Raw genomic sequence first — 21,994 nt, 5'->3', positions numbered from 1 at the left:
TTGGCGTCTGCGAAGACGATGGCCGAATCTGCGCATTGTCCTTGCGCTATGGAACGCGCCGCCGGAACTGCTGACTGACGAATCCCTTTCAGCGCTCAAAGCCGATACTGTCGTGACTTCGGTTGAGGAGGCGGTTCGTCGTATTCACCGCATCATCGACCCCGAAGAAGCCAGGGCGGCCCAAAACGCCACCGTGCCTGACAACGACGCAGAGCGTGTCGACGTGCTAAAAGCGACCGGGGTCTTGAAGGGTGATAAACGCGAAGCTCTGGATGCACTCGCCAAGCGTGCCGCCGACGTATTCAACGCCAGCGTTGCCGTGATCACCGCTATCGATGAGGGTCGCGAATACTTCGTCGGACAGAGTGGAAAATTGCCAGACGTCATCACCGATAATGCAGGCACGCTGCTGCCGATGGACCGCGATCATGCGATCTGCAACTACGTCGTGGCCAACGACGAGACGCTAGTCGTTTCGGATATCGAGCGTGATCCGCGCTTTGCCGATAACGAGACGATCGAGCAATGGAACATGCGCTTCTACGCCGGTTCGCCGCTACGCGCAGCCGACGGTCTGATAATCGGAGCGCTGTGCATTCTCGACTCCAAACCCCGCACCCTGGAAGACAATGAAGTCGCATTGCTCGAAACGATGGCCGCCGATGTCATAGCCACCATTACAACGAGTGATGTGGACAAAGAAGCGCCGTTGAAGCTGGCTCGGACTACCTCATCTACAACGGTCGGGCAGGAGGTGCCCCATTAACGTCTACCGTCTGGAACCATCGTCCAGTTGGAAGATGTGACTTTCGCAATGGGACCGGGTCCCTCATAGCGCGTTCATTCCGCCTCGGTCGCTTTCAATGCGTCGCCCGATCGCCTACTTCTGTCCCGACGGGGCTCGCGCGTTCGATCTGGATTTTGGCTTGTTGGCTTCGTGATGGCCGACCACACAGCCCGCCGCAGCGCCCAGCTTGCCATGGCCAGCCACATGGCCAGCAACGCCGCCGACGATGGCGCCCTTGATGCACCCCTTTGCCTCCGCCGGCGAGAAGGAGGTGAGTGCCAGCAAGCAAACCGAGGCAAAAATTACTTTCATGGTCGTTCTCCGAGATCACATTGGCCCAACGGTCAAGTCCCTGGAGGAGGGCCAGTTCCGTGCGGGCCGATTTTGCTGCATTGAAGCCAGACGGATGTCCGGTCGTCTCCGGGAACACGATGAAGAGGCATCGGATTGTCGCTCGGACCCCGGAAACCTTCTCCACTTCCCCTTTTGGTTTTCGGGGACACTCAATGTTCAACTGGATTTAGCGGGCCAGGCAAAGTTGTTTCATCGAAAAACTCCTGCGACGGCCGTGTCCCTATTACAGGTTTTCCATTGATCCTCCGTTTGTTCCATGAGCCAACCGCACTCTTACGAATAGGACGGGTTAGTGCCTAATTGCTCGTACAATCGCGATCAGTATGCAGGCCCCGATAAATCCAGCGATCAGATAGCCGATCCACCCCCCAAAACTAATGCCGAGCATACCGAACACGGCACTGGCAATGGCCGCTCCGACAATACCGAGCACGATATTCATCAAGACGCCCATGTTGCTTTTCATGAACATCTCGGCAAGCCATCCAGCGATACCGCCTATGATGATTGCCGCTAACCAGCCCACTCCTGCGCTTTCCATTTCATATCTCCGAAGGTGTTAAGGTCATAAGCGAATGCCTGATCAGAAGAGTCTTATGATCAGAGCACCTCAGTTCCGTGAGGCGCTACGGTCGATGACTAGTTGTAGGAACTGTATTTGAACTGCTGCATGGATTTCAGTTGCTCCTTGTCCCGCTCATGACCCCGTGAACTGGACGCCATTTTCGTCGGAATTTCGCGCTGGTTCCAAGGCGACCGATGTAAGCCGGTCGAGAATTTGTATCAGCGTTAATGTCGCCGAGCTTTTCGCTTTGCTCATTGTAGCGTTCACGCCGATGAGTTTCGAAGCTCGTCACATTTCTGTGTGGGAGACCAACGCCGGGGTTGGCTGCCGTAGCAGCTAGGGCGGTATTGGGATCTCGTGGAGTAAGGGTTTGTGCGAAGGCACTGCCCGCCATCATACTGCACGCCAGGATCTCGCTCGAGGCGAAACGAATACGCATCAACCTATCCCGGTTTGAGAATCTGCCTATCCAGCACAAGCCTAACTCCGAATGAAGGTTCCATCGGGTCATTGATTTATTCATTCTTCCCGCTCGACCTCCATCTCTATCACTACATTTCACGCGACCCGCTGGGCTATGATCCATGGCCACAAGCGCTTCGGCAGCGGGTTGAATTGCGATCCTAAGCTGCACATGCCCATCGGCCAACCCGATCGATCTTTCTGTGCAGCACGTCTCCCCGATCGCCAACTGGATCATGCGGCTGGTGCTGCCATGGATCGTTCCGGTGCGCTGCGACGCAACGCTGCGGAAATTTGCCTACTATCGTCAGATGTGGTGACTGCCAGAACGGTGGCCCGGAGGCCGCCATTTTTGTTTTCAGCCTATGTTTTGTCGTGAGTGTGCATCCATCAGACCGTGAACCTACGCCAGCGCGGTCTCCGCTTCGGTGCTCGCGATGCGCGTCGTAGACATCTGCCATCCATCGCCGGTTCGCAGCTTTTCCAGCTGCTCGCGCCGGTCACGATGCAGCGACGCGTAGCCGGTGATGCCCTGTCCGCGAGGACGAACTTGTCGATATCCTTGAGGACCGGAAATTTGACGCCACCGATACGGAGGCGTGAGCAGCGCGCCAAGCTCTCGCGCGGCAATGACGTGGCCAAGACCATGGACTACATGTCATGCTACAGATTCATTGCAAGGTGGGTCTTTCAGTGTCGCCAGTTATCTCGACCAGCCCGGCTTCGACCAAGTGCTCGGCCTCCAACTTGGGCCTACCGCGAATCAAACCCTGGGATATTGATGGTGCAGTCCGCCCAGAATCGGACGACAGCTAATGCATCCGGCTGTCTCGGCGAGGCGTAACATCGGCGCGCCCTTGTTTAATGACAAATGGATGCGCGTGCCGTTGTAGTAATACCACGATATGATCGACGCATTCCTTTGCGGATCGATCTGATCAGCCGTTCGGCGTATGCGTTTTGTCAGGGTGAGCGAGGAGATCTCGGACGATCTCGAATGCCTGCCGATGGATCGAACCCGGCGTATGAATATTTCGCCATATGCGCCATCGCGATCCCGGATCAGGTAACGAGGGATTTGCTCCCAGCCTGTGCCTACCGCAAATCAAACCCTGGCATATCGATGGTGCTGTCCGCCCAGACTCGGACGACAGAGAATGCGTCTGGCTGTTTCGGCGGCGCGTGACATCGGCGCGTCCTCGTTTAATGACAAATGGGTGCGCGTGCCGTTGTACAACACGACGACAGAACGCCCACGGGACCGAGGAGCGCGAGCTTCTTTATCCGTGGCATCCATGGGCCGGATGCCTGGTCCATATTCATGAGGTCATCGAGAAGGCTGGCGGAGAAGTTTTCCGGTGCAGCCTCATTGGTCGGGCATCCGCGCGATGGCTGGAGATTCCGGCGTGGATGTTCGATCGGGCGGCCTGGTGTGTCGGCGCCGCACCCTATGTTGACATTGCGGTGCTGACCGCCTTGGCAACGCTGCTGCAGGATGTGACGTCCGTTTCGGGCGCACCATCGCAATTGCGGGATTCAAGCGCAGCATTGGGCTCTCACGACACGAATCGGGGAGATGTCCATGCCACGCCCGCCTACCGCTCATCGCCATCCTCACAGCAATGCACGTCAGTTCGATCTGTTCTGCGACCCGCCCTACGCCGCGGCGCAGACGCCGCAATGGCAGGCGTTGCCCGCCGAGACGCGCCATACGCTGACGAAGCTGCTGGTCCGCCTGATCTTCGGCCACGCCGACGGCGACCTCGTTCGGGAACGGGAGGAGATGCGTCATGATGTCTGAGAAGATCAGGCCGCACCATCTGGAGCGCAAGGCGATCCTGTATGTCCGGCAGTCCTCCGCCCATCAGGTTCTCCACAATCGCGAGAGCAGCGCCTTGCAATATGCGATGCGCGATCGTCTGACGGCGCTGGGCTGGTCTCGCATCGAAACGGTCGATGACGATCTCGGGCGCTCGGCGGCGGGCGGCGTCGCGCGCGCCGGCTTTGATCGAATGGTGGCCGAGGTCTGCCTGGGCAAGGTCGGTGCGGTCGCGGCGCGGGAAGTCTCGCGTTTCGCCCGCAACAGCCGCGACTGGCAGCAGCTGATCGAGATGTGCCGCGTCGTCGATACCGTGCTGATCGATCAGGAGATGGTCTATGCGCCGCGTCAGGGCAACGACCGGCTGTTGCTGGGATTGAAGGGCAGCCTCAACGAGTATGAGCTCGATCTTCTGCGCCAGCGTTCCCTGTCGGCCCGCTATGAGAAGGCCCGGCGCGGCGAACTCATCGTCGCGGCCCCGGTCGGCTTTGTGAAGGTCGGCGACAGGCTCGAGAAGGATCCCGATCGCCGTGTCCAGGAAGCCGTCATTCTGGTCTTCGACAAGGTCGCCGAGCTCGGCAGTGTCCGGCAAGCCCTGCTCTGGTTCATCGAGCATGGGCTGGACTTGCCCGCCAAGCGCAACAACGGTGACGTGGTCTGGCGCAGGCCCAATTATGCGACCATCCACCGGATGATCGAGAACCCGATCTACGGCGGCGCCTACGCCTATGGTAAGAGTCGTGTCGCGACAGGATATGACGCAGCAGGCGTGATCCGACCCAGCCGCCGTCGTAAGGCGCGAGCCGAATGGCTGGCGCTGATCCCAGGCGTCCATGTGGGTTACGTCAGCTGGGAGCGGTCGGAGGCGATCCGCAAGATGGTGCGCGACAACATGCCCACAGGCCGACATCACGGAGCGCCGAAGCACGGCGACGCTTTGCTCGCCGGCCTTGTCCGCTGCCGGCGTTGTGGACGCAAGCTGACGATTCGCTACACCGGCGCCAAGCATAACATTCCGCGCTATTCCTGTTGGCGGGGTTCGCTCGACAATGGCGAGCCACGCTGCATCGCATTCGGAGGATTGCGTGTCGACGACGCCATCGAGGAAGCTCTTCTGCGGGTTGTCGAACCGGGAGCGATAGCTACGGCCGTCGAGGCCGAAGCACAAGCGGCCAACCGCCGCGATCAGGTTCGTGAGGCGCTGGTGCGCGACCTCGAGGCGGCGCGCTACAGCGCCGATCGGGCATTCCGGCAGTACGATGCCGTCGATCCGCAGAACCGCCTGATCGCGGCGGAACTGGAGTTGCGATGGAACGGCGCGCTCACACGTGTCGGCGAGATCGAGATCAGGATTGCCGCGCATGATGCCGCGACATCGGCACCATCACGGGCGCCAGTCCACCTCGCCGCGCTGGCCGCTGATCTCAAGGCGGTCTGGTCGGCGCCGTCGACCGACGCGAGGCTCAAGAAGCGAATCGTGCGCACCGTCATCCACGAGGTGGTCGCCGATATCGATGACGAAGCGTCAGAGATCGTTCTCCTGACCCATTGGATGGGCGGCGTTCATACCGAACTGCGCCTGCCGAGGCGCCGCCGCGGACAGCGCAATAGCATCTCCGCCGACATGCTGGCCGCCGTCCGCCAACTGGTTCTCATCGCCAATGATGATCTGATCGCCGGCATTCTCAACCGGAACGGCCTGGTGACCGGCCACGGCAATCGCTGGATACGGGAGCGGGTCACCGCGCTCAGGTCGCATCATAAGATCCCGGTCTTTCGGCCGGCGCCGGATGGGAACGAGCCATGGCTTAATCTGAACAAGGCGGCGGGTTTGCTCGGCATTGCACCGAAGACGCTTAGGCTCGCCGCCGCAGCGGGCGAGATCGAGGCGGGTCATCCTCTGCCGGATGGTCCTTGGATCTTCAGCCGATCAACGCTCAGCGAACCGGCGGCTCAGCGCCTCGTTCGTCGCGCGAGGCAAAACCCAAATCACCCCACGGGATCGCATCCAGATCAGCAAAGCCTCTTCTCTCCAATCACATAGACAGATGTGTGTTATGAAACAGGATTGTAATAGCTCATGTACGTACGAGAGTAGCACATGGCACAGATGGCGTTCGCCGAATACCACGATATGATCAACGCATTCCCTGCGGATCGATCCGATCAGCCGTTCGGCGTATGCGTTTTGCCAGGGTGAGCGAGGAGACGTCGGGCGATCTCGAATACCGATGGACCGAACCCGACACATGAATATTTGGCCGTATGCGCCATCGCGGTCCCGGATCAGGTAACGTAGCGCGATCAGACGACAAAGAAGGCGGTTGATGCGTTGTTTCCGGCTAATCCGTTGCCGGGTTCGCAAGGCGAGATTTCCGATGCGGTCGGAGAGCTTGCGAGGCGCAACGTATGGGCTGCTCGCCAGCTTGGACGGACCCACGCGGAATCCATGTTCAATGAAGCGACCCAGCGCCTCGCATCAGGGCCTAATCAATCGGACGGGGCAAAATTCGCGGCACAGCTTCGGGGCAACTCGCAGCAGAGGCGCCGTCCCGCGGCGATACCGGACAGTCAAATTCTGTCACTCATAGCGGGATGTAACTGCACTCTTGTTGACGCCGCTTACGGTGAGTCTGAGAACCTCTGTCGATCCTAGTGAAAAGGGGACGCATATGGATCAGGTGAGTAGCTTCCCCGCGGTCTCATCGGACCGTTTCGCTAACCCGCCGCTAGCAGGTGCCCGGTCTGACGGCGCGGCAAACGCCTCGTCGGCGAACTCAACTGGATTGCCGACGGCGGAAGAGCGGCAAAGTGACCGGAGGAAGCGCTGGGTGGCTTCCATTCCGTCACGCGAGACGCGCGGTGCGAGCGCTTGTCACAAACGGTGCCGGGGCCGAGACGTTCCACGTCCGGAGATATGTGGTCAGCGTCTACCCCTTTGAGGGTTCTCGGTATTGACGTTCATTCTTAGCACCTCTTGCAATCGCCTATCCACCTCCGCCTGCATTCTCGGGTTGGCGGCCATGGCAACCACTTGCCCGCTCTCGTCGCGGCGCACATTGGCTGCGCAGCCGTAAGCCCGCAGAAGCTGTTCGACGGCCACGATGCTGATTGCTGGCTGAGCCTGCTGCGGGGGCGCCGGCACGTGCATCTGCAATCCTTCAGGCCGAATGTCTTCTATCCTTGGTCCTACGTCCTCTTCTCTCGGCCTGCTTTTTGTTCTGGTCCTACCGGTTGTTCTGGTCCTGCTGTTGTTGGTTGTTTTGGTTGGCCTGGGGGCTCTATTTTTCGTCGACATGTTCAAGTCCTGTTCTCGCTCACCATCGCGCCGACCCCTTAATGAGGAGTAACGGCGGGTTCTGATACGACGCTAATTCGTTCTCAAAGAACGAATCGTAATCGAGAAAATCCACTTGGAGAGTCTTAACGGCAGGTTGCCTATCTTTCTTCCTCCATCGTTACCGCGACATTTCCATTCGCCGACAACCTCACCTTGTTGCCTTCCACACCAACGATAAGACCCTTATCGATGAAATGGTGATGACCCTTATGCGCACCCTCACCGCTGTCCTTCTTGGTTAGCTTAATCCTTCCACCTTCAACCTTGTCCACTGTGCCCACATGAGCCCCATCGGCGCCGATGACTTCCATATGCTCTTTGATTTCCATAACCGTCTCTCTTGTGCGCATGACAAGGCTTGATGAGAGAAACGGTTCCACCCTCTGGCTCTGTTCCGTTCCCAAAGAACGAATCGGTAGCTCGGCCAAAGGTGCTTAGGGGCAGATGCGATGAACTGCTACTGTCCCCTGCTCGCTGCGATGTGTTCCAGTTTGGAAACGATGAGAACGGCAGGCCTCAATTCGGGCGTGGCGTGCCTGAAGTCGCGCTTCCTCAGGCGTGGAATTGCGCCAGGAGGGAGGTGGTACAATTTGACGGATCTCCAATTAAATCTATTGCATGCATTTCAGAATGTGGCCGTCGGGGATTGGACCATGCTTCCGCTCCCATAAAACAATCTGCTTTCGCGCGAAGTTTTGACGCGCCCTCCCCTGAGGCTAGCATTCGGCGTCACCTTAATCTCGAACCGTTCGCCGCTCGCACCGAGAGCTAAGGCGGAATCTGGGTGACGACGATTGATTGAAGGCGGCGTATCGAGGCGGGTGTCCAAGCCTGCCAGAACCTCCCCGAAAGGAGCGATACGCCATGTCGATAGATAGCACTGTCATTGCCTTCCGCCAGCCTGACGCCATCGACGATCCACTGACTGAACTTGCCCGCGAAGGTGCCCGCCGAATGTTGGCTCAGGTGCTGATTGCCGAAGCCGACGCCTTCGTCGCCATGTGGAAGGACGTAAAGTTGGCGGATGGTCGCGGCCGCATCGTGCGTCACGGCCATGGTCCGCATCGCGCGATCCAGACCGGAGTCGGACCTGTCGAGGTCCGTCGCGCCAAGGTGCGCGATCGAGGCGACGTGGAGGCGGAGGAGAAAATTCGATTTTCCTCGGCGATCCTGCCGAAATGGGCGCGGCGGACGAAGAGCCTCGATGCGCTGTTGCCGGTTCTCTACCTACGCGGAGTGTCGACCGGCGATTTCCAGGAGGCCCTCGCTGCCCTATTAGGCAAGGACGCGCCGAACTTGTCGCCGGCCGTGATCTCGCGGCTGACGGCGGAGTGGCAGGCGGATTACGACGCCTGGCAGAAGCGCGATCTCTCGGCACGGCGATACGTGTACGTGTGGGCGGACGGGGTCTACCTTCAGGCCCGGATGGAAGATAACGCCGAGTGATGGAGTGGATGCCCCCTCCCGACGGCATCGCGATGTGCCAAGGTGGCGATGTTTGCGCATCCCACGAACGGAGAGAGCATCCATGGAGCAGAATAATATCATCGGTCTCGACCTTGCAAAGCGGACCTTCCAACTGCATGGAGCCCGTTGCGACGGTAATGTTGCTTTCCGGAAGAAGCTTTCGCGCGAGCAGATGCTCACTTTCCTGGCCGAGCAGCCCCGCTGCATCGTCGCATGGAGGCCTGCGGGAGCGCGCATCATTGGGGCCGGGCGATCCGCGACATTGGACACGAGGTGCGCCTGATTCCGCCCGTTTATGTCAAACCCTTTGTCAAGCGCCAGAAGAACGACGCCGCGGACGCAGAGGCGATCGCTGAAGCGGCGAGTCGGCCGACCATGCGTTTCGTGGCGGTGAAGACTGAGGAGCAACAGGCGCGCGCCATGCTGTTTCGTACCCGCGATCTTTTGGTCCGTCAGCGGACCCAGTTGATCAACGCCTTGCGCGGCCATCTGGCCGAACATGGGATCGTGGTCCACAGGGTTCGGCGAAGCTGACGTTGCTCGCACAGACGATCGAAGACACGGGACAGTCCCTGCCCATTCTCGTCATCGAACTCGCGCGCATCTGTCTCGACCAAGTCGATCGGCTGTCGAAAAAGATCGCCGAACTCGAAAAGGCTACCGCCCACGAAGCCAAGCGCAGGGCGATGACGCGGCGATTGCAGACTATGCCGGGCGTGGGGCCGATCACCGCCATGGCGATCGAGACCTTCGCGCCGCCGATGGAGGTCTTCAATCGAGGTCGCAACTTCGCCGCGTGGCTTGGGCTCGTTCCCCGCGAGCATTCGACCGGCGGCAAACAAATTCTCGGGAAAACCTCGAAGATGGGCCAGCGCGACATCAGGCGGCTGTTGATCGTCGGCGCCATGGCGGTGGTGCGAGCGGCCTGCCGGAAAGGAGCGCCGGAAGGAACGTGGCTCCATCGCATGCTGGCGCGCAAACCGCGGATGCTTGCGGCAATCGCGCTCGCCAACAAGATGGCTCGCTCGATCTGGGCCATGCTGGCGAAGGCGAAGGATTATCGAGATCCTATGGCTGCTGCGGCCTGATTGAAAATCAGCCAAAGCAACCGGAGGACCGTCGGGCGTGTAGGAAGGTCGATGAACGGTAAGGTCAAATTGATCGGTTAGATCTGGGTCTGGAAACGCATTAGCATGCATCGAGCTCGACAGCTCGCCCGAGTGATTTGCGCCAGGTCCGCTCATCTCCATACCGGCCAGCGGTCGGAACAGGCTGCGTACCAAGGCCTGATACATGACCGCATCCGATCACGCGATCCAAACCGCTCAAAAAACTTCTTGCGCGAACGGGGGCATCCATACATGCATGCTGGTGCTGATCGGCGCAACGCCTGAAGGCAGGAACTTGTCGGCTTTCAGACTGGAGTCCGCGAGAGCGCGCAGAGCTGGCGTGAGCTGCTCATCGACATCAAGCAGCGTGGGCTCGAGATCGCGCCGGACCTCGCGGTCGGCGACGGTGCGCTGGGCTTCTGGAGGACGATCGAGGAGGCCTTTCCCGCTACCCGGCACCAGCGCTGTTGGGTTCACAAGACGGCCAACGTGCTGAACAAGATTGCGCTCTCGGTCCAGGTCAACATGAAGGCAGACCTGCGTGAGATTTACGGCGGGCCGACCCGCGCGGCAGCCGAGGTCGCGATCGACGTATTCGCCGAAAAATACGGCGCCAAGTACGACAAGGCGGTTGTCTGCCTGACCAAGGACCGGGAAACTCTGCTTGCCTTCTTCGACTTCCCTGCCGAGCACTGGGACCATCTGCGCACGTCAAACCCGATCGAGAGCGTATTCGCGACAGTGCGTCATCGAACCGTGCGGACAAAGGGCGCGCTATCGGCAAAGACCGCCAAGCTCATGGTGTTCAAACTCGTCAATGCCGCCGCGAAAACATGGCGCCGATTGAACGGCGAGAACCAGTTGCCAAAGGTCGTTCAAGGCGTCAAATTCAAAAACGGAATCGAGGTCACTAAAATGCCGGCTCACCACGCCGCCTGATCAACCTCGTCACCCAAAATCCCGCATAGCTCGCTGCGCGGTGAGGAGAATATCTCCGAGCTGTGCGCCGCGAAGGCATTGCCGCCTCGATGTATAACGGCTGGTCGAAGGAATTCCGCGAGGCTGGCAAGCGTCGGTTGGCGGGTGACACGGCATGCGCCGCAACGTCTGGCGAGGTGAAGGATCTTCGTCGTGAGGCCATCGCCTTGAAGCCTCGATACAGACACGCCAGGCTCAAGGCAGGCTGCGACAAGACGGTCCTTCGATGCGGGGTCGTATCGGCGGCGGCCATTCCGACCAACAAGCATCACCCGCAGTCTTTGATCATCGTCTTTCATGATTGGTGTCCACCTATTTTGGTGGACACCTCATGCATCAGAGCAATCAAAAGCAAAAGGTGCACAGAAACTCGCGCTTACATCGCTTCAGCGGCCATCGCGTTTGCGACAACCCGCAGGTGCGCGGCGATCACCTGGAAGAAGCGGTGTGGGATCAGGTCAAAGGTCTCCTGGAGGATCCGCACCGCGTGGCCGGGGAATATCGCCGCCGCCTCCTTGCGGCCCGTGACCAAGTCCGTGAACCGGAGGAGATCGTCCGCCTCTAACGACAAATGGCCACCTTGCGTCGTGGTATCGGCCGGCTGATCGACAGCTATGCCGAAGGCATCATCGACAAGGCGGAATTCGAACCGCGTATCGCTGGTCTGAAACGCCGCTTCTCACAGTTCCAGGAGCGGCACCAAGCGGCGGTCGAAGTGGCCGAGAACGAATGCGAGCTCTCACTCCTCATCAGCCGTCTGGAAGACTTCTCAGCCAAGGTGAAAGAGGGCTTGCCCACCTTGATAGATCGGCATGCGGCAGATCATTCGCACCGTGGTTCGCCGGGTCGAAATCGACGACGCGCACGTCGAGATCGTCTTCAGGGTTCCCCCACTCGAGGGCCCAACTGGCTCAAAATCACCAAGCCAGGCGACCAGTTCCACGCAACATTGTACAGCGGATCGTTGAAAGAACCTTCGCATGGCTGGGCCGCTGTCGTAGATTGGCAAAGGATTTCGAGGCAACCATTGCCAGCGCAGTTGCTTGGCTCTCGTCGCCCACATCCGCACCCTCACGCGACGACTCGCAAGAGCTTGAAATCAAATGCAATCATTATGAGTTAGACTCTAAGACGGATTCCGAGGTTAGTTACGCCGCCAGACTCTCTTCGTTTTCCTGCCTAGCATATCCCTCGTCAGGCGTCCTGCCGTCGAAAGTGAGACGGTGACCGTGGTTGAGATGTAGGGGGCGTGGCCGAGCAGAGCGCATATCCCGGACGACCAGACCTATTGGTCAACGAGGATGGTGAGAAGCAACGAGGAATCCTCAATTCCCCGCAACGAGTGCCTCTCGCCGCCGTCGAGATAGATCCACTGGCCGCTGCGGAGTTCCAGGCTGGAGTCGGCAAACCCGAGCAGGGGCTCTGTTATTTGTAATTCAATTGCATTACATTATCGCTTGAGGTCAAGGAGGTGATCATGGCCGCGAATGCTCTTGTCCAGACCCGTATTGACGCCGAAGTCCGCGACCGCGCAACTGCGGTGCTCGAGGGCATGGGGCTGACGGTCTCGGATGCCGTGCGCATCCTGCTCACGCGGACCGCCAACGAGGGCGTGCTGCCGCTTGAGCTCGTCACGAACAGCGAGGTCCACGACGCCTGGTTCCGCGCGAAGGTGCGCGAGGCGCTGGAGGATACCCGGCCCGATATCCCTGAGGATCGGGCTGAGGCGCATTTCGCCGAACGGCGCGCGGCAGCCGCGCACCGGGCGGACAAACTGAAGTCGTGAAGCTCGTCTGGTCCGCATTCGCGCTCGCCGATCGCGATGGCATCTTCACCCACATCGAAGTCGAGAACCCTCGAGCAGCCATCGCGATCGACGAGCGAATTGCAGCCTCCGCGCGCCGGCTTGCCGATTTCCCGGAAAGTGGCCGCCCCGGCCGCGTTGCCGGCACGCGAGAACTCGTTATCGCTGGTACTCCCTATGTCGCGGCCTATATCGTCACCGAACGCGCGATCCGAATCTTACGTGTTCTGCACGGCGCCCAGAAATGGCCTGACGAGCTTCCGGAGGGTTGAGGAATGCGCGGCGGCTGGCACTCAGGGGGGGCGCGCTTGCCCCTGCGTGATCGGCTACGCGGAGATCGCGATCCGATGCAGCTCGCCCTGGCAGCACTGGCAGGTCTTGTCATCGATGTCGACGACGATCTCAACCCGCGGCAGATGCGCCGGCGGGGAGCCTCGGTTGCTCCGGCCAGCGTCTCGCGTCATTAGCGGAAGATCATACTTTTGTCCGTGCTTGTCGACCCAGTCGCGATAGTCGTAGCGCGCGCCGGGAAAGCCGGCATAAAGAAGGCAAAGGTTGCCGTTGCCCGCAAGATCGCCGTCATTCTGCACTGCATCCGGGTTGATGGTACTTCCTTTGAATGGGGATAGGCCGGCGCCGCCTGATCTATCGGCCAGTTCCTGACCCGGTTCACCGGGCCAGTGATGTCCCGCTGGGACGGTGGTTGTGACGACCTCGTTCATTCGGCTGGTGGCGACTCTGTCGCACTCCGCTGCAGACGTTGAGGCGTCCGACCCGGACATCATCATGAGGCGCTTGGCGACCTCGGAAAGGGCCCATGACCCCAGTGCCGGCATCTCAAGGAAGCTTGACAACGTCACGCAATTAAAGGGCCGAATGACACTCCAACTCCAGTGGCACATGCGGCACTCGTCCACGACGGACTAGTACCCGCATTTCGGGCAGTTGTTCCAGCCTTGCGCGACCAGCGGATGCTTTGGATTAGAGGCCGGTTCGTTCATATGGCTGTTGTTCGTACGTCGAGGTCCGCGTCTTGGCCTTGGCGTACTTCTTCATTTCCCAGCAAATAGCAGTCGCCATGAGCAGGTCGAGATGGTTGGTGAAGTGTCCGACCCGACCCCACCCGAGGTCGTCGGCGTCGGTAAAGGTAAAGCTCTTCATCTCGAGCAGAATGCGCTCGTCCCGGATAAGCAGATGGCCGTCCTCGATCGCCGTGCGAAGGTCATTGAGTAACGAGTATTTAGTCGCGCCGTTGGTCTCAAGCCCAACTGCCCGCTCCCCAGCGGCTGGTCGCTCAGACGGTCCAACGACACCTGCCGATATATTACGTTCGTATCATAGATCATCTTGAGCGTGGTAAGGCACGAGCCGCCACTCTCGCTGTTCTTCTCGGGCGCTATGAGGCAGGAACCGAACAGGTCGGCTTGCCGTTTAAGCTCATTGAACTGGTCTGCGGGAATGAGATTGTTCGCGTAGGACCCGACCTGCCGGGCGGGTATCGTCGAGAAGTCTATGAGGACCGCCGTGCTATGGTCGTTGCAGTTGCCTTTGCCGGTATCAGCCCCTATCGCGTAGCGATGCGCGGGATTGTATTCCTCCCAAAGGAAAAGGCCGGCTTTCTCGCTCGACGGCTGGCTGCACTGCGCGATAAGCCGCTCGATCGTGGGGCGGTCGAAGAACGGGGAACCGGCCGCGACTGGGTCCAGGAGCATTTCGACCTCGTAGACGCACCGGCCTCCGGCGTTCAGCTCCCGCCCCTTTCCTTCAAGCGATATCTTGCGTTTGCTCGGGTCAGAGATATCAGCATTGACGGCGGCAGCGTCAGCATCGGTTTTGACGTATTTGTCGGGCCAGGCCGGCTCTCCCTGTCAGTCGGTGATGAGGACAAAGCGCGACCGTCGGCCCGATCCGTTCACGGCTTTGCGCACGTATCCCATGACTCCCGCTTCGAGTATGAAATTTCCGAGAGTAAGCGACACCCCGTGCCCGGCCATGCCGCCTTTTGCCTCGTCGAGAAGCCGGATGATCTTCTCGGTAATGGCTGGACTGTCCGCCGTGACGGCGTTTTCGAGGTCGTCCCGGAGGATGAAATCAGGGCGATGCTGCTGGTAGAGGCGCCCGCGCATCGGCGTAAGGGCCGTATGCGCCTCGACCCGTATGCGGTTGTTCGTCACGAAGTTCGACACCCGTTCGAGCGTGGCCTCGTCCTTTGTACGTGCTTGATTGTAGAGCTGGCCGAAGTCGGCAATTAAGAGGCCGTTGGTCTGCAGCTCGGTCACCACGTCGAACAGGATGCTCTCGGCGTTCTGCTTGTCGTAGCAGTCGACGTTGACGTAGAGCCGCTCGCCCCAATGCGATACGTCCTCGTCCTGCTTGCGGAGCGCGTCGCAACGTTCGCACCCGAGCCGAGTTTACGCACAACACAGGAAAGGACTGTGTGACAAACAGGAGCGTCAAAAATGAATTTTAAATTATTGGCTGCGGCCCGCCATCATCACTGGTTTCTCGGCTCCCGCGTTCGCGGCGAACTCATACTATGTCGTGCAAGATTCCACGACGAAGAAATGTACAGTCGCACATGAAAAGCCAATGACAACTACATCTGTGGTGGTTAGCCCGGCTGGCAAGGTCTATAAGACAGAGGCCGATGCCGAAGCACTATGAAGACAATTACTACTTGTGAAAGCAAGTAAGTCTTTGGTGTTTTTGGGTGGCCGGGAAGTCATCCGGCCACCTGAATTCTTGAGGTCCAGGCTTCCTTGGTGGCGCTGGCTGTTGGGATGGACGATGAGGCCGGTGCATGTACCCACTTGGACATAGCTGGATCGCGGCGGCTGTCTGAAAGCAGCTTCGGACATGATCGACGATGCAGACTTAACCCGGTCGTACCTAAACGCATTTGCGAACCATTGGGAGTGTGAAGCGACCGCTACGCGGCGCCCCGGCTTTTCCCCGGTGTTTCGTTGAGCCTGGCCCAGCATCCACATGTACTGGAGCGCTCTACAGCTTCGGGACTGCCCTTCAATACCTTGAAGATCGTGCTCTTGCCGTCCCGCCAGAAACGGATATTGAAGCGGCGTCGCCCCAGCCGCAGATCGGTGAGCGTCACGTCCGGCAACCAATCAGGCAAGGCAGGATCGACATACAGCTTGCCGCGCGGTGCCTCCTGTTGTAGAGGCCCAACATGGCCTGCAGCAGCATGAAGGGGGCTCCCGCCGCCCAAGCCTGCGGAACGTTGGCGCCGAGATACTGCACGGGGAAGCTCCTGGGGTCGTGCTGCAGTGATTCACTTTCCGGGAGCAAAACTCGGCGGGGCATTCTGTCAACAAGCGATGAACGGAATGGTTCAACGTCGGAAGCTTCAACACCGACCGCCCAGGGGGCGTATCGCGGATGCTGGGGGTATTGTTCAAGCGGTCGCTCGCCTTGCGCAATGACCTTGACTTGCTGCCGGAGGAATACGACCTGACCGGCGTTGCCTGGTCGGCAATTGTCCCCCGGCTACGGATTGCGCTCTCTATATCGGAAGACGACTTTGCCGGTGACGCTCAGGCACGCCGTGAACTGGCGATAGCGACCAGACCCGCAACGCCGATAATCAATGCGCACGCGATCCCCGCGCGCAGTCGCACCGGATCGAAACCCGCCACGTCGCGCCGCGCAGACCGGTCGAAACGGCCGTGGACTCCGGGATCAGATGGAACGGGTTCAAACAAATTGTCCCGTCGATCCGGCTGAGCCAATTCCGCAGTCATTTGCCCACTGTAACCCTCGCTTGCGAGAATCCGGTCGCCCAACAACGGCAGCAACATTGCGCCGAAGATGGCCTTCAGCGCCGATCTGCCGATCCAGAGTTCACGCGGAGCCTCAAGCGCGGCGCGCACGATCTCTTTTGCTATGGCCTCCGGCTGATAGATTGGCGGCACCGGTTGCAATTTGCGCGGCATCCGCGACCGAGCCCAATCGAACTGCGGCGTGTTGACGGCTGGCAGTTGGACCATGGTCAGGCGGATGCGGCTTCGCTCGTGATCGAGTTCACCGCGCAGCGCGTCGGTGAAGCCGCGAATGGCGAACTTGGCCCCGCAATAGGCCGACTGTAACGGGATGGCGCGATAGCTAAGCGCGGAGCCCACCTGAACGATCGTGCCGCGGTTGCGGGGCCGCATGTGCTTGAGCGCGGCCATCGTGCCGTAGACCTGTCCGAGGTAAGTGACTTCGGTGACCCGGCGAAACTCGTCCGGTATGATCTCCTCGACCGGCGCAAAGATCGTGACCATTGCGTCATTGACCCAGACATCGATACGCCCCCACTCTGCTATCACCTGATCTGCCGCAGCAAACACCGCGCCGGCATCCGCGACATCCAGTGGCAACACGAGAGCGTGACCTCCAGCCGCTTCCAGTCCCGTCGCGCGCCCTCGAGGCCTTCTTTCCCGCGCGCAATCAAGGCCACGTTCCAGCCCTTCTGCGCGAAAGCGATTGCCACCGCGCGGCCCACGCCGGCGGATGCGCCGGTAACGACCACTGTGCTTCGGTTGGACATTCTGGCTACCTCCGTCTGTCTCAATGGTTGCGAGAGAGCGATTGTTCCCCGCGCGTCGTTTGCGGGTGAGCGTTCCCGAATTGACGGCTGGCGATCACATCGGTGAGGGTCAGGACAAACAGGATGGTGAGCCAGAATACGCCAGCGGCCGCGGCAAGCCTGATGAGCGAAGGCGAGTTGCCAAGCCCCATGAAGATCACGATGACAAGCGTAACTTTGATCCCGGCGATCGCGAGTGCGATCACCACGTTGAAGTCACCAAGGGGAAGACGGGCAGCGCCAAACGTGAGCGCCAGCAAGATCAGGAGCGCCAGCCAGACGAGGCCGTTCTTTCGCCAAATCGCGTATGTTTGCGCACTCATGATCGTCCCATGAGATAAATCAAAGGATAGAGAATAATCCAGATCACATCGACGAGATGCCAGTACAACGCGGTTACCTCGACCTGCGGATTCTCGCGCAACTCAACCCTGCGCAACGCGCCGAATATCGCAAGGCGCCCGACCAGGCCGAGGCCGACGCTGAGATGGACCGCGTGAACCGCCGTCATGATCCAGTAGAGTGCAAAGAAGATCTGCGCCGCGGGTTCTTTCAGTGCAAAATTGACGCCGGGTACGAGGTGCTTACCGATGTCCTCTGCATACTCGAAGCCCTTGAATACCAGGAACATCAGGCCAAGCACCACAGTGGCTCCGAGCCCCCAGATCGCAAGGCGTCGCATATCGGCCTCGGCCGCCTGGGCGGCCACCGCCATGGTGAGGCTACTTGTCATCAGGACGGCCGTATTGACTGTGCCGTACCAGAGGTCGGTTTCCCGACCGGCGATGGTAAAAACATCTGGATTGGCGACACGGTAAGCCGTGTAGAGCAGCAACATGGAGCCGAAGAACAGCAGTTCGCTCGCAAGAAATACCCAGATGCCAAAGGTCGCGCCTTCACGCTGCCGCGTGAGTTCCTTCCATGGCGGTCGAAGGACGTTGGTTGGCGTTGTCACGCCGGATCTCCCTCAGTGCGGTAGTTATCTTCGCCGTGTTCCGGGGCGAAGCCCTCCGGGTGGTAGCGATAAGGACCTTCTTCGACATGAGGCGTTGCTGCGAAATTCTCCCGTGAAGGAGGCGAGCTTGTCTTCCACTCCAGACCGGTGGCGTTCCAGGGATTTCGGCCCGCACGGGCGCCCCAGATCAGGGACCACGTCAAATAAAGCGGCGGCAAAAGGTAGGCGGCGGCAAGCACAAAAGCTCCCGCCGAGGACAGGACATTGTAGAGCTGAAACTCGGGCGGGTAGACATGGTAGCGCCGCGGCATTCCCAAATAGCCAACGATGAATTGCGGAAAGAACGTGAAGTTGAAGCCAAAGAACATCAGGATAGCGGCAAAGCGCGCCCAAACATCGGGATACAAACGTCCGGTAATCTTCGGCCACCAGTAGTGCAGCCCGGCAAAAAAAGCCGAGACCGTGCCGCCGACCATGATGTAATGGAAGTGCGCGACCACGAAGGTGGTATCGGTGACGTGAACATCGACCGGGATCGACGCGAGGAATAGTCCGGTCAGACCGCCGATCGTGAACAGCCCCAGAAAGCCCAGCGCATAAAGCATCGGGGCATCGAAGCTAATCTGGCCGCGATAAAGCGTCGCCGTCCAGTTGAACACTTTAATGGCGGATGGCACCGCGACGATAAAGGACAGAAACGAGAAGACAAGGCTCGCGTAAGGCGACTGGCCCGATACGAACATGTGATGGCCCCAGACGAAAAAGCCGATCACCGCGATCCCGACCATGGCGTAAACCATGAAGTCGTAGCCGAAGACGCGGCGGCGCGCGAAGCATGTGATGACTTCCGAAACGACCCCCATTGCCGGCAAGACCATGATGTAGACCGCGGGATGGCTATAGAACCAAAACAGGTGCTGAAACAGCAGCGGATCGCCGCCAAAATCGGGATTGAAGATGGGCAGATGCAGCCAGCGCTCCGCGATCACAAGAAGCAGCGTAACAGCGAGTACGGGCGTCGCCAGCACCATCACGAGGCTTGTTGCGTAGATCGCCCAGACGAAGAGCGGAAGGCGAAACCAGGTCATGCCGGGTGCGCGCAGCATGTGCGTCGTCGCGATGAAGTTCACGCCCGTGGCGATCGAGGAGAATCCTGCGATAAACACGCCGAGCGCCGCTGCGATGACGTGCGTGTTGGAGAACATGGTCGAGAACGGGGTATAGAAGGTCCATCCGGTATCGACGCCGCCGGCGATCAGTGCGTACAGCGTACATGCGCCACCGGCCACGATGAGATACCAGCTGAACAGATTGAGCCGCGGAAACGCGACATCTCGCGCGCCTATCATCAATGGCAGCAGGAAATTGCCAAAAGTACCGGGAATCGACGGCACCATGAAGAACCAAACCATGATTACGCCATGGAAAGTGAAAAGCTTGTTGTAAGTATCGTCCGAAAGCAAATCACCTGTGGGCGTAAATAGATCCAGCCTGACTAATGAGATCGCAACGCCGCCGAGAAAAAAGAAAAAGGTGATCGTCGCCGCATAGAGGATCGCGATGCGCTTGTGGTCCGTCGTGGCAAGCCACGATGCCACGGTGTGGCCGGCAGCGAGGTAGCTGGGTTCGCGCGGAAGCGGAAGTTCGCCGCTGATCGCAACGTCGGTCATCGGCTGTTTGCCCCTTTTCCCGAGAGCGAGCGAATATAGGCTGTCAACGAAATGATTTCGCCGTCGGTGAGAATTCCGGCGTAGCTCGGCATGATTGGCTCGAATCCAGCGACAACATCTCGCCGCGGCATCAGCATCGAATCGCGCAGATAAGCTTCGTCGGCCGTTACCGTACGGCCGCCCGCCAGTTGAACTTTACGCCCGTAAAGGCCATTCAGATTGGGGGCATGCACCTTGGAGGTTTGGGAATGGCAACCGGAGCAGCCCCGCGCGCGGAAGACAGCCTCGCCTGTCTTTGCCAGGCCGTCGCCCTCCGGCTGGGCCGCGAGCCATCGGGCGTAGGCGTCCTTCTGCACAACAACGATCCGGCCGGTCATGCGGGAATGTTCGCTACCGCAGTATTCCGCGCAGAACAAATGAAAGACGCCTGGCTTGGTCGCCCGAAACCAGGTTTCGGTGTATCGGCCCGGCAGGACATCTTTCTTCATCCGAAATGCCGGAACAAAAAACGAGTGTATGACGTCTTCGGACGTCATGACGAGCCGCACCGGCGTGTCGAGCGGAACATGAAGTTCATTGATTTCACGCGCGCCATTGGAATGCTGCGTTTTCCACATCCATTGCTTGGCGACGACATGGATTTCGAGCGCATTCTTCGGTGCGGCAAGGGCCGACAAATGGGTTGAACTGACCCACCAGAAAATGAACAGCGCCAGGAACAGCGTCGCCGACGTCCATCCGATTTCGAATTCCCTGCTCATGACCTTAGGCAACGCGCCACGTTTGGCTTTCGACCCGCGCCGATAACGGATCGAAAAGACCAGGATCAACGCCGCCACCAGCAAGACGATGAACCCCGAGAACGTCAGAAGCACAAAGTAGATCTGATCGGTCCGCACGGCCTGCTGCGAAGCGGCCTCTGGCATAAAAATGGATGACATCAGCGAATGTCCTCGCTCATGCGCCGGCGTCTTTCGAGAACCGCAATCGCACCAAGGACACAGATGACGGTGAGCGCGGCGAAGAGTTTCAACATTCGCGCAATCGCGGGTGCATATACTCCATGCGCGGCATCAAATCCGTAGCAGAGTAAAGTTAGGCGGTCGGCGAATGTTCCGATATGTCCCGCCCCCGCCTCGACGAGCGCGAGACGGAGGTCCCTTGGATTGAGCGCAAGGCTCGACAAGGCTCTCGAAACCCGGCCATCGGCTGTCATGACCAGTGCGCCGGCGGGATGGGCGAACTGATCCGCGGCGGCATCGTATCGATAGCGATAGCCGAGGGCGTCGGTGAGCTGATGCACATTACCGGCATCGCCCCGAAGCAGGATTGTGACGCGTTCGACGGCGGGATCTCCGATCTGCCGGGCCATCAAGCGAGCGTCTTTAGCGCTGTCCTTCGGATCAAGACCGATCACGACGAGCCGGTACTTCGCGGGATCGAGGCCGGTCTGCGCCAACGCCCCCGACGCGATCGCCAGCGCTGGCCCGCAAATGGTCCGGCAGGTGTAGTCCACAAATAGCAGAAGACTCGGCCGTCCGCCGATCGCCTCACGCAGGGTCAGGCGCCTGTCGTCAATATCGCGAAATTTCAGCGCGAGCGGCGCTGCCGCATTGGCTGCGGGCGAAAGAGACACCCCGTCAAGCTCGTTGCGGGTCAACGCGGCCTGCGCGCCGGTCGCAAGAACCAACGGCGCCATGATGAAAAGGGCGGCGAATAGCGGCTTCACGGCGACTGTCCTCCGCCTGCACCGGCAGGTTGTTGGGCTGAAGTGTTCGAATCGATCGGCGCATAGGCATCGGCGCCCCGCGCCACGACACGTTTCATCGCTTCTTCGATCGGGATGGCGGCGATGCCCTTCTCCCGGTCAACCCACGCATACCCGGCAAGCCGGCCGCGTTGTTCGGCCTGCAGCCTGGCGAGATCGGCGGCGTCGTTTGTTTGAAGCCGCGGCTTGGCAAACGGGGTCGGTGGCACGAAGACCGCATGATCGGTCCGTTCGCCGTAAAAGATGCGCAGCACGACGAGGGAGATCCCCACAAAGACCAGAAATCCCATCGCCGTGAACAGCACGGCGCGCGTTGCGACGGCAGGTGATTCCG

Annotated in this window: 21 protein-coding genes and 7 pseudogenes; 11 read left to right on the top strand and 17 right to left on the bottom strand. The window is 59.7% G+C overall.

Annotation, left to right across the window (positions count from 1 at the left end; all coding sequences use genetic code 11):
* Positions 1 to 766: GAF domain-containing protein (locus tag V4R08_RS18160; protein WP_335580718.1), on the top strand; the 766-nt coding region annotated here is incomplete at its 5' end.
* 114 nt (positions 767 to 880) lie between these two features.
* Here V4R08_RS18160 and V4R08_RS18155 read toward each other — a convergent pair.
* Both V4R08_RS18155 and V4R08_RS18150 read right to left on the bottom strand, forming a co-directional pair.
* Positions 881 to 1,099, bottom strand: a complete 219-nt coding sequence (locus V4R08_RS18155; protein WP_335580717.1) for a hypothetical protein — start codon at positions 1,097 to 1,099, stop codon at positions 881 to 883.
* Between the two features lie 331 nt (positions 1,100 to 1,430).
* Complete coding sequence (locus V4R08_RS18150) at positions 1,431 to 1,682, bottom strand: GlsB/YeaQ/YmgE family stress response membrane protein (protein WP_335580716.1); 252 nt, start codon at positions 1,680 to 1,682, stop codon at positions 1,431 to 1,433.
* Positions 1,683 to 3,750: 2,068 nt separating this feature from the next.
* Here V4R08_RS18150 and V4R08_RS18145 point away from each other — a divergent pair.
* Together V4R08_RS18145 and V4R08_RS18140 are read left to right on the top strand one after the other, a co-directional pair.
* Positions 3,751 to 3,969, top strand: coding sequence for a hypothetical protein (locus tag V4R08_RS18145; protein ID WP_335580047.1), 219 nt, complete (start codon positions 3,751 to 3,753; stop codon positions 3,967 to 3,969).
* Positions 3,959 to 6,031 (top strand): recombinase family protein, encoded by a 2,073-nt coding sequence (locus V4R08_RS18140; protein ID WP_335580054.1) that lies wholly within the window; start codon positions 3,959 to 3,961, stop codon positions 6,029 to 6,031. The genes V4R08_RS18145 and V4R08_RS18140 overlap by 11 nt, the downstream gene beginning before the upstream one ends.
* On the opposite strand, the gene V4R08_RS18135 is transcribed toward V4R08_RS18140, so the two are convergent.
* Positions 5,918 to 6,238: an integrase core domain-containing protein gene (locus V4R08_RS18135; RefSeq protein ID WP_335580728.1), complete on the bottom strand. Its 321-nt coding sequence runs from the start codon at positions 6,236 to 6,238 to the stop codon at positions 5,918 to 5,920. The two genes, V4R08_RS18140 and V4R08_RS18135, sit on opposite strands and share 114 nt — an antisense overlap.
* A 1,187-nt stretch (positions 6,239 to 7,425) precedes the next feature.
* Positions 7,426 to 7,656, bottom strand: a complete 231-nt coding sequence (locus V4R08_RS18130; RefSeq protein ID WP_335580570.1) for a DUF2171 domain-containing protein — start codon at positions 7,654 to 7,656, stop codon at positions 7,426 to 7,428.
* A 535-nt stretch (positions 7,657 to 8,191) separates the two neighbouring features.
* Between V4R08_RS18130 and V4R08_RS18125 the strand changes: the two are divergent.
* The 4 pseudogenes from V4R08_RS18125 to V4R08_RS18110 all read left to right on the top strand — a co-directional run.
* Positions 8,192 to 8,770: pseudogene (locus V4R08_RS18125) on the top strand (transposase); the annotation flags it as partial.
* A gap of 85 nt (positions 8,771 to 8,855) precedes the next feature.
* Positions 8,856 to 9,882: pseudogene (locus V4R08_RS18120) on the top strand (IS110 family RNA-guided transposase).
* Positions 9,883 to 10,156: 274 nt separating this feature from the next.
* Positions 10,157 to 10,842, top strand: a pseudogene (locus V4R08_RS18115) (IS256 family transposase); the annotation flags it as partial.
* Positions 10,843 to 10,869: 27 nt separating this feature from the next.
* A pseudogene (locus V4R08_RS18110) lies at positions 10,870 to 11,054 on the top strand (IS3 family transposase); the annotation flags it as partial.
* On the opposite strand, the pseudogene V4R08_RS18105 reads toward V4R08_RS18110, so the two are convergent.
* A pseudogene (locus V4R08_RS18105) lies at positions 11,052 to 11,180 on the bottom strand (IS66-like element accessory protein TnpA); the annotation flags it as partial. The pseudogenes V4R08_RS18110 and V4R08_RS18105 overlap by 3 nt on opposite strands.
* Before the next feature lie 32 nt (positions 11,181 to 11,212).
* Between V4R08_RS18105 and V4R08_RS18100 the strand changes: the two are divergent.
* The 4 genes and pseudogenes from V4R08_RS18100 (at position 11,213) to V4R08_RS18085 (ending at position 12,957) form a co-directional block, all read left to right on the top strand.
* Positions 11,213 to 11,446: a recombinase zinc ribbon domain-containing protein gene (locus tag V4R08_RS18100; protein ID WP_335580715.1), complete on the top strand. Its 234-nt coding sequence runs from the start codon at positions 11,213 to 11,215 to the stop codon at positions 11,444 to 11,446.
* A 395-nt stretch (positions 11,447 to 11,841) separates the two neighbouring features.
* Positions 11,842 to 11,978, top strand: a pseudogene (locus tag V4R08_RS18325) (IS5/IS1182 family transposase); the annotation flags it as partial.
* A gap of 380 nt (positions 11,979 to 12,358) precedes the next feature.
* Positions 12,359 to 12,667 carry a type II toxin-antitoxin system RelB/DinJ family antitoxin gene (locus V4R08_RS18090; RefSeq protein ID WP_335580714.1) on the top strand — a complete coding sequence of 103 codons (309 nt, stop codon included), beginning with the start codon at positions 12,359 to 12,361 and terminating at the stop codon, positions 12,665 to 12,667.
* Complete coding sequence (locus tag V4R08_RS18085) at positions 12,664 to 12,957, top strand: type II toxin-antitoxin system RelE/ParE family toxin (protein ID WP_335580713.1); 294 nt, start codon at positions 12,664 to 12,666, stop codon at positions 12,955 to 12,957. Before V4R08_RS18090 ends, V4R08_RS18085 begins: the two co-directional genes overlap by 4 nt.
* 54 nt (positions 12,958 to 13,011) lie before the next feature.
* Here V4R08_RS18085 and V4R08_RS18080 read toward each other — a convergent pair whose 3' ends face one another.
* The 12 genes and pseudogenes from V4R08_RS18080 to V4R08_RS18020 all read right to left on the bottom strand — a co-directional run bounded on the left by V4R08_RS18080 (position 13,012) and on the right by V4R08_RS18020 (position 21,965).
* Positions 13,012 to 13,407: a hypothetical protein gene (locus V4R08_RS18080; RefSeq protein ID WP_335580732.1), complete on the bottom strand. Its 396-nt coding sequence runs from the start codon at positions 13,405 to 13,407 to the stop codon at positions 13,012 to 13,014.
* Between the two features lie 259 nt (positions 13,408 to 13,666).
* On the bottom strand, positions 13,667 to 13,846 hold the full coding sequence (locus V4R08_RS18075) for a hypothetical protein (protein ID WP_335580712.1): 180 nt from the start codon (positions 13,844 to 13,846) through the stop codon (positions 13,667 to 13,669).
* Positions 13,843 to 14,397, bottom strand: a complete 555-nt coding sequence (locus V4R08_RS18070; RefSeq protein ID WP_335580711.1) for a terminase large subunit — start codon at positions 14,395 to 14,397, stop codon at positions 13,843 to 13,845. The genes V4R08_RS18075 and V4R08_RS18070 overlap by 4 nt, the downstream gene beginning before the upstream one ends.
* A gap of 156 nt (positions 14,398 to 14,553) precedes the next feature.
* On the bottom strand, positions 14,554 to 14,964 hold the full coding sequence (locus V4R08_RS18065; RefSeq protein ID WP_335580710.1) for a hypothetical protein: 411 nt from the start codon (positions 14,962 to 14,964) through the stop codon (positions 14,554 to 14,556).
* Between the two features lie 650 nt (positions 14,965 to 15,614).
* Complete coding sequence (locus V4R08_RS18055) at positions 15,615 to 15,815, bottom strand: hypothetical protein (RefSeq protein WP_335580709.1); 201 nt, start codon at positions 15,813 to 15,815, stop codon at positions 15,615 to 15,617.
* 418 nt (positions 15,816 to 16,233) lie between these two features.
* A pseudogene (locus V4R08_RS18050) lies at positions 16,234 to 17,228 on the bottom strand (SDR family oxidoreductase).
* 20 nt (positions 17,229 to 17,248) lie between these two features.
* Positions 17,249 to 17,590, bottom strand: a complete 342-nt coding sequence (locus V4R08_RS18045; RefSeq protein WP_335580708.1) for a cytochrome C oxidase subunit IV family protein — start codon at positions 17,588 to 17,590, stop codon at positions 17,249 to 17,251.
* Complete coding sequence (locus V4R08_RS18040; RefSeq protein ID WP_335580707.1) at positions 17,587 to 18,222, bottom strand: cytochrome c oxidase subunit 3 family protein; 636 nt, start codon at positions 18,220 to 18,222, stop codon at positions 17,587 to 17,589. Before V4R08_RS18040 ends, V4R08_RS18045 begins: the two co-directional genes overlap by 4 nt.
* Complete coding sequence (locus V4R08_RS18035) at positions 18,219 to 19,892, bottom strand: cytochrome c oxidase subunit I (protein WP_335580706.1); 1,674 nt, start codon at positions 19,890 to 19,892, stop codon at positions 18,219 to 18,221. The genes V4R08_RS18040 and V4R08_RS18035 overlap by 4 nt, the downstream gene beginning before the upstream one ends.
* Positions 19,889 to 20,833 (bottom strand): cytochrome c oxidase subunit II, encoded by a 945-nt coding sequence (gene coxB / locus V4R08_RS18030; RefSeq protein WP_335580705.1) that lies wholly within the window; start codon positions 20,831 to 20,833, stop codon positions 19,889 to 19,891. Before coxB ends, V4R08_RS18035 begins: the two co-directional genes overlap by 4 nt.
* A complete protein-coding gene (locus V4R08_RS18025; RefSeq protein ID WP_335580704.1) occupies positions 20,833 to 21,621 on the bottom strand; it encodes an SCO family protein in 789 nt (262 codons plus the stop codon). The genes coxB and V4R08_RS18025 overlap by 1 nt, the downstream gene beginning before the upstream one ends.
* Entirely contained in the window at positions 21,618 to 21,965 is a 348-nt protein-coding gene (locus tag V4R08_RS18020; RefSeq protein ID WP_335580703.1) for a hypothetical protein, read from the bottom strand. Before V4R08_RS18020 ends, V4R08_RS18025 begins: the two co-directional genes overlap by 4 nt.
* Between the last annotated feature and the right edge of the window lie 29 nt (positions 21,966 to 21,994).

Origin of the sequence: Nitrobacter sp. NHB1 (assembly GCF_036964665.1) — a bacterium.
Taxonomy (GTDB): Bacteria; Pseudomonadota; Alphaproteobacteria; order Rhizobiales; family Xanthobacteraceae; genus Nitrobacter.
The sequence above is the reverse complement of the archived record's forward strand: the minus strand, read 5'-3'. Positions and strand labels throughout refer to the sequence as shown.

Bases quoted from the DNA above. Each gene is read 5' to 3' on its own strand.
- V4R08_RS18155 (WP_335580717.1), bottom strand. From the start codon at position 1,099: ATGAAAGTAATTTTTGCCTCGGTTTGCTTGCTGGCACTCACCTCCTTC.
- V4R08_RS18150 (WP_335580716.1), bottom strand. From the start codon at position 1,682: ATGGAAAGCGCAGGAGTGGGCTGGTTAGCGGCAATCATCATAGGCGGT.
- V4R08_RS18145 (WP_335580047.1), top strand. From the start codon at position 3,751: ATGCCACGCCCGCCTACCGCTCATCGCCATCCTCACAGCAATGCACGT.
- V4R08_RS18140 (WP_335580054.1), top strand. From the start codon at position 3,959: ATGATGTCTGAGAAGATCAGGCCGCACCATCTGGAGCGCAAGGCGATC.
- V4R08_RS18135 (WP_335580728.1), bottom strand. From the start codon at position 6,238: ATGTGTCGGGTTCGGTCCATCGGTATTCGAGATCGCCCGACGTCTCCT.
- V4R08_RS18130 (WP_335580570.1), bottom strand. From the start codon at position 7,656: ATGGAAATCAAAGAGCATATGGAAGTCATCGGCGCCGATGGGGCTCAT.
- V4R08_RS18100 (WP_335580715.1), top strand. From the start codon at position 11,213: ATGCATCAGAGCAATCAAAAGCAAAAGGTGCACAGAAACTCGCGCTTA.
- V4R08_RS18090 (WP_335580714.1), top strand. From the start codon at position 12,359: ATGGCCGCGAATGCTCTTGTCCAGACCCGTATTGACGCCGAAGTCCGC.
- V4R08_RS18080 (WP_335580732.1), bottom strand. From the start codon at position 13,407: ATGAACGAGGTCGTCACAACCACCGTCCCAGCGGGACATCACTGGCCC.
- V4R08_RS18075 (WP_335580712.1), bottom strand. From the start codon at position 13,846: ATGAAGAGCTTTACCTTTACCGACGCCGACGACCTCGGGTGGGGTCGG.
- V4R08_RS18070 (WP_335580711.1), bottom strand. From the start codon at position 14,397: ATGCTCCTGGACCCAGTCGCGGCCGGTTCCCCGTTCTTCGACCGCCCC.
- V4R08_RS18045 (WP_335580708.1), bottom strand. From the start codon at position 17,590: ATGAGTGCGCAAACATACGCGATTTGGCGAAAGAACGGCCTCGTCTGG.
- V4R08_RS18035 (WP_335580706.1), bottom strand. From the start codon at position 19,892: ATGACCGACGTTGCGATCAGCGGCGAACTTCCGCTTCCGCGCGAACCC.
- coxB (WP_335580705.1), bottom strand. From the start codon at position 20,833: ATGTCATCCATTTTTATGCCAGAGGCCGCTTCGCAGCAGGCCGTGCGG.